The following is an 8,055-nucleotide window of genomic DNA, read 5'->3' on the forward strand; positions in this document are numbered from 1 at the left end:
CGCGGCGGCCACCGCCGCGGCGGCGAGGGCACCGACGCCGGCCGCGGCCACGGCGAGGTGGCGCGGTCGCCGGCCGGCGGGAACGCCGGCGCGCTCGCGCCAGTCGGCGCCGTGGAGGCGACGCATCAGCACGTCGTCGGCGTTGCCCGCCTGCTTGCGCAGCGAGATCGACGCCGGGGCGGGCCCGACCGGGTGCACGATGTGGCGCTCGCCGCGGACGATCGTCCAGCCCGCGCCGGTGACGCGCAGGCCGAGGTCGGCGTCCTCGCGGTAGGCGCGCGGGAAGCGCTCGTCGAAGCCGCCGACCGCGGCCAGCGCTTCGCGTCGGTAGGCCATGTCCGCGGTCGCCCACTGAGCGTCCTCGAGCCCGCGCACGTTGCGCTCCCAGTCCGTCGGGCGCTCCGGCACCGGGACGACGATGCGGCCCTGGGTCGCGCCGGCTTCACCCGCGGCCTCGAGGTCGGCTTCGAGCGCCTCGCGCCACCCGGACGGCGGCAGGACGTCGTCGTCCAGGAAGGCCACCCACTCCGACCGCGCCGCTCGCCAGCCGACGTTGCGCGCCGCCGCCGGTCCACGTCCCGGCCCCCGGGCGACGCGCACGCCGGCCGGCACCTCTAATTCGCCGGAGCGATCCCGCCGGTCGTCGACGACGATCACGTCGCGCGGCCCGATCGCGGCCAGCAACGACGCGAGCGAGGGCCGCCCCGAAGTCGGGATGACGATCTCGTAGCTCACGCGACCGCCAGGCGATCGCGATTGCGCGTCATGAGGAACGGGCCGATGGCGAGCGCGTCGACGGGGGAGGAGCCGAAGCACTCCAGCGCGTCGCGCGGGTCGTCGACCATCGGCCGCCCGGCCGTGTTCAGCGACGTGTTCACGACCACCGGGACGCCGGTCTTGGCCTCGAAGGCCTCGAGCATGCGCGCCACCAACGGCTCTTCCGCGCGGTCGACGGTCTGGATGCGCGCGGTGCCGTCGACGTGCACGACGGTGGGGATCCGGTCGCGCCACTCGTCGTGCACCCCGTGCGTGAAGAGCATGTACGGCGACGGGATCGGGCCGTCGCGGAAGATCGAGTTGGCGCGCTCGGCCAGGACCATCGGCGCGACGGGGCGAAACTGCTCGCGCCCCTTGATGTCGTTCATCTTCTCGAGGTTCGCCGGGTCGCGCGGGTCGGCCAGCAGCGATCGATGTCCGAGCGCGCGCGGCCCGAACTCCGACCGTCCCTGGAACCAGGCGACGACGCCGTTCTCCGCCAGCACCGCGGCCACGGCCTCGGCGATGTCGTCCGGCCGCGTGTACTCGACGCCCGCCACGTTCAGCGCCGCTGCCAGCTCGTCGTCGTCCCACCCACGCCCCAGCGCGGCCGTGCGCATCGGCGCGACCTTGTCGCCGAGCTCGTGCGCGACCTGCATCGCGGCGCCGAGCGCGGTCCCGGAATCGCCGGACGCGGGCTGCACCCACACGCGAGCGAACGGTCCCTCGCGCCACAAGCGCGAGTTGGCCACGCAGTTGAGCGCGACGCCGCCCGCCAGCACCAGGTCCGAGTCGCCCGTCTGCTCGTGCAGCCACCCGGCCAGCTCGATCAGCATCTCCTCCAGGCGCGTCTGTACCGTCGAGGCCAGCGCCGCGTGCTGCGGGGTGAACTCCGCGTCCTTGGCCAGCGCCGGCGCGAAGCGCGCCCAGTCGATCTCCTCGACGCAGAAGCCACCGGCCCCGTCGGGCCGCACCAGCTGCCGGAACTCATCCAGGAACGACGGCTCCCCGTAGGACGCCATCGCCATCACCTTGTACTCGTCCGACGAGCGCCGGAACCCGAGGTGCGCCGTCAGCTCCTCGTAGATCAGCCCCAGCGAGTGCGGGAGGTCCTGGACGCGCAGCACCTCGAAGCGCCCGCTCTGGAAGCGGCCGGCCAGGTAGGAGCCGCGCTCACCACGCCCGTCGAGCACGAGCGCCGAGCAGTTCTCGAAGCCGGAGGCGAACGTCGCCGACGCCGCGTGCGCCAGATGGTGCGGCACCCACCGGAAGTCGCCCTCCCACCCGTCGAGCACGGTCTTCAGGAACAGCGGCGCCCGCTGCGCGTACAGGGTGCGCAGCCCTTCCCAGTTGTCGGACGTGATGTCGGCGCCGATCGGCCGGCACAGCCCGGGGTCGTAGGAGTACGCGACCGCGTCGAGGTCGGCGGGCGTGAGCCCTGCCTCGGCCAGGCACCAGTGGATCGCCTGCTCAGGCAGCTCCCAGGTGGAGAACGCGACGGGCGTCTTGCCGTGCTTGCGCCGGGAGAAGCGCTCCTCCTCCGCGGCGGCGACGGTCTCACCGTCGACCACCAGCGCAGCAGCGGGATCGTGGAATACAGCGTTGATGCCGAGAACGCGGGCCATTGCCGAACCCGCTCTCCGAGAAGCGCTTCAATTGAAACGGGACCCGTCAGACCGGTGACGGTCGGCCCGCAAACCCGCGTACGTGCGGAAGTGGTTCTCCTGATTCGGCCGAAGCGGTTATCCCCCAGGGGGTCAACCACTTCGACAATCAGGCTATCCCGAGTGTTCCGCGACGGTCCGCAAACGCTCGAGCGCACGCCGGATCAGGCGCGACACGTGCATCTGCGAAACGCCCACCCGCTCGGCGATCTCGGCCTGCGTCATGTCCTCCACGAAGCGCAGGTGGAGCACGATCCGGTCGCGCGCCGGCAGCGCCTGCAAAGTCGGCGCGATCGTCGCCCCGTACTCGACCAGCTCGAAGCGGTCGTCCTCGACGCCGATCGACTCTGCGTACGTCTCACCGTCGCCCTCGTCGCCGAACCGGTAGGACTCCAGCGACACGGCGTCGTACGCCGAAGCCGCCTCCATCGCCTCGAGCACCTGCTCGGTCGACAGGTTCAGGGCCTCGCTGACCTCCGCGGCCGACGGTGACCGACCGAGCCTGCGCGACAGGTCCTTCATCGCGTTGTCGACCTGCATCACCCGCTCCTGCATCCCGCGCGGGACATGGACCGCCCAGCCGTTGTCGCGGAAGTAGCGCTTGAGCTCGCCGAGCATCGTGGGCACGGCGTAGGACGAGAACGCGGTCTCGCGCGAGGGGTCGAAGCGGTCGATGGCCTTGATCAGGCCGAGCGTCGCGACCTGCACGAGGTCATCCAGCGGCTCGTCGGAGCGGCGGTAGCGCCGCGCCATACGCCGCGCAAGCGGCAGCAAGCGCTGCACCAACTGCTCACGGGCCGCCTGGTCACCGTGGCGGTGGTAGCGAATCAGCAGGCGCCGATCCTCCTCGGAACGGCTCGGACCGTCCTCGGACCGGACGGAGGTCATCGCGACAGGCTTCTCCTCTCGTGCCGCGGACCTCCGAGCAGGGCTTGCCGGGGGTGCGGGCGGCGAGGTAGCTTCGAGGGTATCCATAGCAGCAGCGTCCGTCGTGGGTTTGTGCCGGACGCCTCCAGTGCCGGCCTCGCATCGCCCTATCTCCGCCGCGCTCTTCGTTCAAACCCTTACGACGACCTCGTTCACATGTTTGGCCAACTCGCCGACCGACTCGAACACCTCCGCGGCGCCGGCGTCGCGCAGCTCCTGCTCGCTGAACCCGCCCGTCAGCACACCGATCGAGCGGACCTTGGCGGCCTCCGCGGCCAGGCAGTCCCAGGTGGAATCGCCGATCATCACGGCGTCCTTGGGCTTCGCGCCCGCCTTCTCCAGCGCGGCGTTCACGAGGTCGGGCTCGGGCTTGGTCTTCTCGACGTCGCCCGAGTCGGTCCAGCCGTCGACGAGCGAGCGCGCGTCGAGCAGCGTGAGGTAGTGCTCGAGCTCCTCGGGCTTGGCCGAGGACGCCAGCACCACGACGTGACCTTCGCCCTTCAGGGTCGAGATCAGCTCGCGCGCGCCCGTGAAGGGCTGCACCTCGTCGATGAGCTGCACGTAGAGGACCTTCTCCGCCGCCCGGACCGCCTCGCCGTGCTCGCGGTCGAAGCCCTCGCCGGCGAGGGCGGCGACGAGCTGGTCGCCGCCCATCCCGATGTGCCGGTGGATGCGCCACAGCGGCAGGACGAATCCGAACGTCCGGAAGGCGCGGTACCACGCGACGGCATGGTGGTAGTTGGTGTCGACCAGCGTGCCGTCGATGTCGAGGATCGCCGTGGCCACGCGACTACGCGCTGCGCGCCTGCTCGGCGTGCTTGCCCTCGGCGAACTCCTCGACGATCTTGGCGCAGAACGCCGGCAGGTCGTCGGGGTTGCGCGAGCTCGTGAGGCCCTGGTCCACGTGGACCTCCTCGTCGACCCACGTGCCGCCCGCGTTCTCGATGTCGGTCTTCAGCGACGGCCAGGACGTGATCGTGCGGCCCTTGAGCACGTCGGCCTCGACGAGCGTCCACGGGCCGTGGCAGATCACGCCGACCGGCTTGGCCTGCTCGAAGAACGCGCGCACGAAGCTCACGGCGTCCTCGTCCATGCGCAGGAAGTCCGGGTTGGCGACGCCGCCGGGCAGCACGAGCCCGTCGTAGTCGGCGGCCGTGGCCTCGCTCACCGTCTTGTCGACCTTGAAGGTGTCGGCCTTGTCGAGGTGGTTGAAGGCCTGCACCTCGCCGTCCTCGACCGAGACCAGCTCCGGCGTGCCGCCGGCCTGCTCGACCGCCTTCCACGGCTCCGTCAGCTCCACCTGCTCCACGCCCTCGGTCGCGAGGAACGCGATCTTCTTGCCTGCGAGTTCAGTAGCCATGGAATCGGGGTTACCCAGGGGCGCGAGCCGTTTGACCCTCCACGAGCGACGGGTAGCCGAACCCCTATGGGATACGTCATCGCCGGCGTGCTGGTGATCCTCATCATCGCCGGCTTCATCACGTTCCTCGTCATGAACTCCATGAAGAAGAACGACCTCTCGGACGCCGGAGACCCGGGCGCGGACCAGAATCCGCTCAGCATCATCGGCTCCGATGACAGCACCCCGCTCGGCGACACCAGCGAGCACGCTGGGGAGCAGACCGAGGACGGCACGACGATCGGCGGCCAAGACGCGGAGCGCTACGGCGGCACGGGTGCGCCGCGCGATCGCTTCAACCGCGGCACCCCGCACGACGATCCGAACGTCGCCCGACCGGTGGTGGGAGGCGAAGCGGAGGGAGAGCGGTCCGCGCCGTGACATTTTGGACGCAGTAGGGGGAAATTGAGCCTGTGTTGGTTTGCCACGGCAACAACCGGGAACAAACGGGATGTCGCGTCGTACGGATGCCCTCCACTCTCCGGCAGGCGCGCCACAACCCTCCTCCTCAGTGAACGAGGCGTCCTCACGGGCGCCTCGTTTGCGTTAAGCGGCGAGGCCCTGGGGTAGCCGAAGTCCATGGCGACCCCAGACCCCAGACCGCCCGGCCCCGGCCCCGACCCGGCGCCGCCCTCGCCCTCACCGGACCCCATGCCGCTCCCGCCCGATCCGAACCCGCGGCCGATCTGAGTTGGAGCCCGTCGACCACACCCCGACCGAGCCGTCTGACTACGCGGCCCTGTCCGCGATCTACGGCACGCTGCTGGCCGGGACCGCCCTCAGCGCCCGCCGGCGTGCGCCCATCCCGCAGCACGAGCTCCCGACGCTGGCCGTGGCGAGCTTCGCGCTCTCCAAGCTCGTCGTGCACGAGAAGGTGGAGACCTGGATGCGGCGCCCGTTCGTGGACGAGGCGCGACGCGAGCCGAAGGGCCGGCGCCTGCGCTACGCCATCGGCGAGCTGCTCCTGTGCACCCGCTGCACAGGAGCCTGGGCCTCGCTCGGGCTGGTGGCCCTGCGCCTGCACTCCCCCGCGGCCGGCCGCACGGTCGCGACCGTGCTCGCCGCGAAGGCCGGGAACGATCTGTTGCAGGCCGGTTTCAAGGCGATCTGCGCGCACGCGAACGCCGCCGAGAGCAGCGAGCCTCAGCCGCCCACCGTCCGCAGCGTGCGGCCTGCCGCGTGACCGCCTCAACCGCAGGCCGGACGTGTCATCCTTCGAACCGCAATATTCCAGGTGCGGCCACGGTTAGGCGCAGCACTGCCGGGGGTACCAGGACGCGTGACATTTCATGGGCAACGCACAGACGCAACTTCGCTCCGTCCCGCCGGTGACGGAGCGCACGACCACCGACGTGAAGCTGACGCTTCCGGCCCGGCCGGAGAACGTGTCGGTGATCCGTCACGTGCTCGGCGCGTTCGCGGAGGCGCTGAAGCTGCCCGATGACCTTGTGGAGGACTTGCGGCTTGCCGTCACCGAGGCGTGCACGAACGTCGTGCGCCATGCCTATCCGCCCGATGTTCCCGGCCCGGTCGAGATCTCGATCGTCCCGTCGGAGGACGTTGTGAGCGTCATCGTCGCCGATCACGGGCGCGGCATCGGGTCCAGCTCGGACACCAACGGCCCGGGCCTCGGCCTGCCGCTGATCGCGGCGATCGCCGACGAGGTCGAGCTCCAGCCCGTTCCGGGCGGAGGCAGCCGAGTGGCGATGACGTTCGCGCGGCAGCGTTCGGGGGACGCTGCGTGACGAGCCAGCCTTCCGGCGCGGACGCGCCGACGACCGTCTCCATCGCCGCCGGGCCGCTCGTCGGCCCGATCCTGCGCCGCGTCGTGGGCATGCTGGCCGCGCGCGCCGACCTGCCGCTGGACCGCCTCGACGACGCGGTCCTGGTCGCCGACCTGATCGCCGCCCGCGCGCCCGCGCACGTGCTTCACGGCACCGTCGATGTGGCGTTCCAGCCCGGCCCGCGCACGCTCTCGCTGCGCGTGGGTCCGCTCCGTCCGGGTGGCGGCGACGCGCTCGTCGTCGACGCCGCGGTGCCCGGCGTGGGCAACGTCATCGAGCAGCTGGCGGACGAGCTGCGCGTCGCCCCCGAGGGCGAGCGCGAGTTCCTCCACGTGCGGCTCGAGTACGCGGGGTCAGCGAACTAGCCGTTCGGCGAGATTGGAAAACGGCCTCGCGGGGGATCACCATCCGCGATGGCCGTAGCTTTTGCAATAGAAGATCGATCAGTCGACGCTGATACCCACATCGTCTCCGTCGCCGGCGAGATCGACCTCTTCACCGCCCCTGAGTTCAAGCAACGCGTGTCCGCTCCGATCGACGAGGGCCGTACCCACGTCGTGGTGGACCTCACGGAGACGACCTTCATCGACTCCTCGTCGCTCGGCGTGCTGATCGGTGCGCATCGCCGCCTGCGCCGCCTCGACGGCCGGTTGGTGGTCGTGTGCTCGAACGACGCGATCGTCAAGACGTTCCGGATCACGGGTCTGGACAGCGTCTTCACGATCGTCGGGCGGCTCGAAGAGGCGCTCAACGGGGACACGGTCGGGGCGTAGCCGCCCAAGACCCCGGGTAGCCGTTATCAAGACGGCAACCATCAAGGGGGAAGACCCGAAATGAGAACCGGAGCACTGCTCGTCATGGGCGCTGGTGCGGCCGCCGCGGTCGCCGGCTACCTCAGTCGCAACAAGGCGAGGGGCCTTGCGGGCCCGGCCAAGGGCATGGCGCACGGCGTCATCCCGCACCGTCGCGAGGACATGGACGACCAGACGCTCGCCGACCGCGTGCGCAGCGAGATCTTCCGTCCCGCGGACGCGCCCAAGGGCGACGTCTCGGTCGACGTCCAGGCGGGCGTCGTCTATCTGCGCGGCACGGTCGCGGACGAGGCCTGGATCGAGCGCTTCGGCACCGAGGCGCGCAAGGTCCAGGGCATCAACGGCGTCAAGAACCTGCTGCACGCGCCCGGCACGCCGACGCCGACCGCCGAGCCGCGCGGGCTCGCGGCCGAGAAGCACTCCTAGCGTCTCAGCGCAGCGCGGCTCCGCTGGCCGGGTCGAACAGCTTGATCGCGCTGGGGTCGAGCACCAGCTCGACCTCAGCCCCGGCCTCGGCCCGGCTCGCCGCGTCCAGGCGCGCGACGACGCTCGACCCGGCGCCCGGGACCTCCTCGGCGCCCGTGTCCGCCGCCAGCTCGTCCAACTGGTCCTGGCGGACCTCACCGCCTTCGAAGTACACGTACAGCTCGGAGCCCATCGACTCGACGACGTCGAGCTTGGCTTTGAAGCGCATCCCGTCGCCGCTGATCGCG

Annotated in this window: 11 protein-coding genes and 1 pseudogene; 6 read left to right on the top strand and 6 right to left on the bottom strand. The window is 70.9% G+C overall.

What is annotated here, in order from left to right:
• The 5 genes from OJ962_RS33820 to OJ962_RS33840 all read right to left on the bottom strand — a co-directional run.
• A partial coding sequence (locus tag OJ962_RS33820; protein WP_270006929.1) for a glycosyltransferase family 2 protein occupies positions 1 to 735 on the bottom strand: 735 nt, incomplete at its 3' end.
• The gene (locus OJ962_RS33825; protein WP_202957686.1) at positions 732 to 2,381 is read right to left on the bottom strand and encodes a carbamoyltransferase family protein; all 1,650 of its coding nucleotides are present in this window, start codon (positions 2,379 to 2,381) and stop codon (positions 732 to 734) included. The genes OJ962_RS33820 and OJ962_RS33825, both read right to left, overlap by 4 nt.
• 153 nt (positions 2,382 to 2,534) lie before the next feature.
• On the bottom strand, positions 2,535 to 3,308 hold the full coding sequence (locus OJ962_RS33830) for a SigB/SigF/SigG family RNA polymerase sigma factor (RefSeq protein WP_238932448.1): 774 nt from the start codon (positions 3,306 to 3,308) through the stop codon (positions 2,535 to 2,537).
• 168 nt (positions 3,309 to 3,476) lie between these two features.
• Entirely contained in the window at positions 3,477 to 4,133 is a 657-nt protein-coding gene (locus OJ962_RS33835; RefSeq protein WP_202957684.1) for an HAD family hydrolase, read from the bottom strand.
• 4 nt (positions 4,134 to 4,137) lie between these two features.
• Complete coding sequence (locus tag OJ962_RS33840; protein WP_202957683.1) at positions 4,138 to 4,707, bottom strand: type 1 glutamine amidotransferase domain-containing protein; 570 nt, start codon at positions 4,705 to 4,707, stop codon at positions 4,138 to 4,140.
• 66 nt (positions 4,708 to 4,773) lie between these two features.
• On the opposite strand from OJ962_RS33840, the gene OJ962_RS33845 reads away from it, so the two are divergent.
• The 6 genes from OJ962_RS33845 to OJ962_RS33870 all read left to right on the top strand — a co-directional run bounded on the left by OJ962_RS33845 (position 4,774) and on the right by OJ962_RS33870 (position 7,768).
• Positions 4,774 to 5,127 carry a hypothetical protein gene (locus OJ962_RS33845; RefSeq protein WP_202957682.1) on the top strand — a complete coding sequence of 118 codons (354 nt, stop codon included), beginning with the start codon at positions 4,774 to 4,776 and terminating at the stop codon, positions 5,125 to 5,127.
• Between the two features lie 310 nt (positions 5,128 to 5,437).
• Complete coding sequence (locus OJ962_RS33850; RefSeq protein ID WP_202957681.1) at positions 5,438 to 5,929, top strand: DUF1360 domain-containing protein; 492 nt, start codon at positions 5,438 to 5,440, stop codon at positions 5,927 to 5,929.
• Between the two features lie 106 nt (positions 5,930 to 6,035).
• Positions 6,036 to 6,491, top strand: a complete 456-nt coding sequence (locus tag OJ962_RS33855; RefSeq protein WP_202957680.1) for an ATP-binding protein — start codon at positions 6,036 to 6,038, stop codon at positions 6,489 to 6,491.
• On the top strand, positions 6,488 to 6,895 hold the full coding sequence (locus tag OJ962_RS33860) for a hypothetical protein (RefSeq protein WP_202957679.1): 408 nt from the start codon (positions 6,488 to 6,490) through the stop codon (positions 6,893 to 6,895). Before OJ962_RS33855 ends, OJ962_RS33860 begins: the two co-directional genes overlap by 4 nt.
• Before the next feature lie 48 nt (positions 6,896 to 6,943).
• Positions 6,944 to 7,303: an STAS domain-containing protein gene (locus OJ962_RS33865; protein ID WP_202957678.1), complete on the top strand. Its 360-nt coding sequence runs from the start codon at positions 6,944 to 6,946 to the stop codon at positions 7,301 to 7,303.
• 60 nt (positions 7,304 to 7,363) lie between these two features.
• Positions 7,364 to 7,768 (top strand): BON domain-containing protein, encoded by a 405-nt coding sequence (locus OJ962_RS33870; RefSeq protein ID WP_202957677.1) that lies wholly within the window; start codon positions 7,364 to 7,366, stop codon positions 7,766 to 7,768.
• A 4-nt stretch (positions 7,769 to 7,772) separates the two neighbouring features.
• Here OJ962_RS33870 and OJ962_RS33875 read toward each other — a convergent pair.
• A pseudogene (locus OJ962_RS33875) lies at positions 7,773 to 8,055 on the bottom strand (ABC transporter ATP-binding protein); the annotation flags it as partial.

Source organism: Solirubrobacter deserti (assembly GCF_027587175.1).
GTDB classification, from domain to species: Bacteria; Actinomycetota; Thermoleophilia; order Solirubrobacterales; family Solirubrobacteraceae; genus Solirubrobacter; species Solirubrobacter deserti.

Excerpts from the sequence above, each read along its gene's own strand:
- OJ962_RS33830 (WP_238932448.1), bottom strand. The coding sequence starts at position 3,308 with ATGACCTCCGTCCGGTCCGAGGACGGTCCGAGCCGTTCCGAGGAGGAT.
- OJ962_RS33855 (WP_202957680.1), top strand. The coding sequence starts at position 6,036 with ATGGGCAACGCACAGACGCAACTTCGCTCCGTCCCGCCGGTGACGGAG.
- OJ962_RS33845 (WP_202957682.1), top strand. The coding sequence starts at position 4,774 with ATGGGATACGTCATCGCCGGCGTGCTGGTGATCCTCATCATCGCCGGC.
- OJ962_RS33870 (WP_202957677.1), top strand. The coding sequence starts at position 7,364 with ATGAGAACCGGAGCACTGCTCGTCATGGGCGCTGGTGCGGCCGCCGCG.
- OJ962_RS33840 (WP_202957683.1), bottom strand. The coding sequence starts at position 4,707 with ATGGCTACTGAACTCGCAGGCAAGAAGATCGCGTTCCTCGCGACCGAG.
- OJ962_RS33825 (WP_202957686.1), bottom strand. The coding sequence starts at position 2,381 with ATGGCCCGCGTTCTCGGCATCAACGCTGTATTCCACGATCCCGCTGCT.
- OJ962_RS33865 (WP_202957678.1), top strand. The coding sequence starts at position 6,944 with ATGGCCGTAGCTTTTGCAATAGAAGATCGATCAGTCGACGCTGATACC.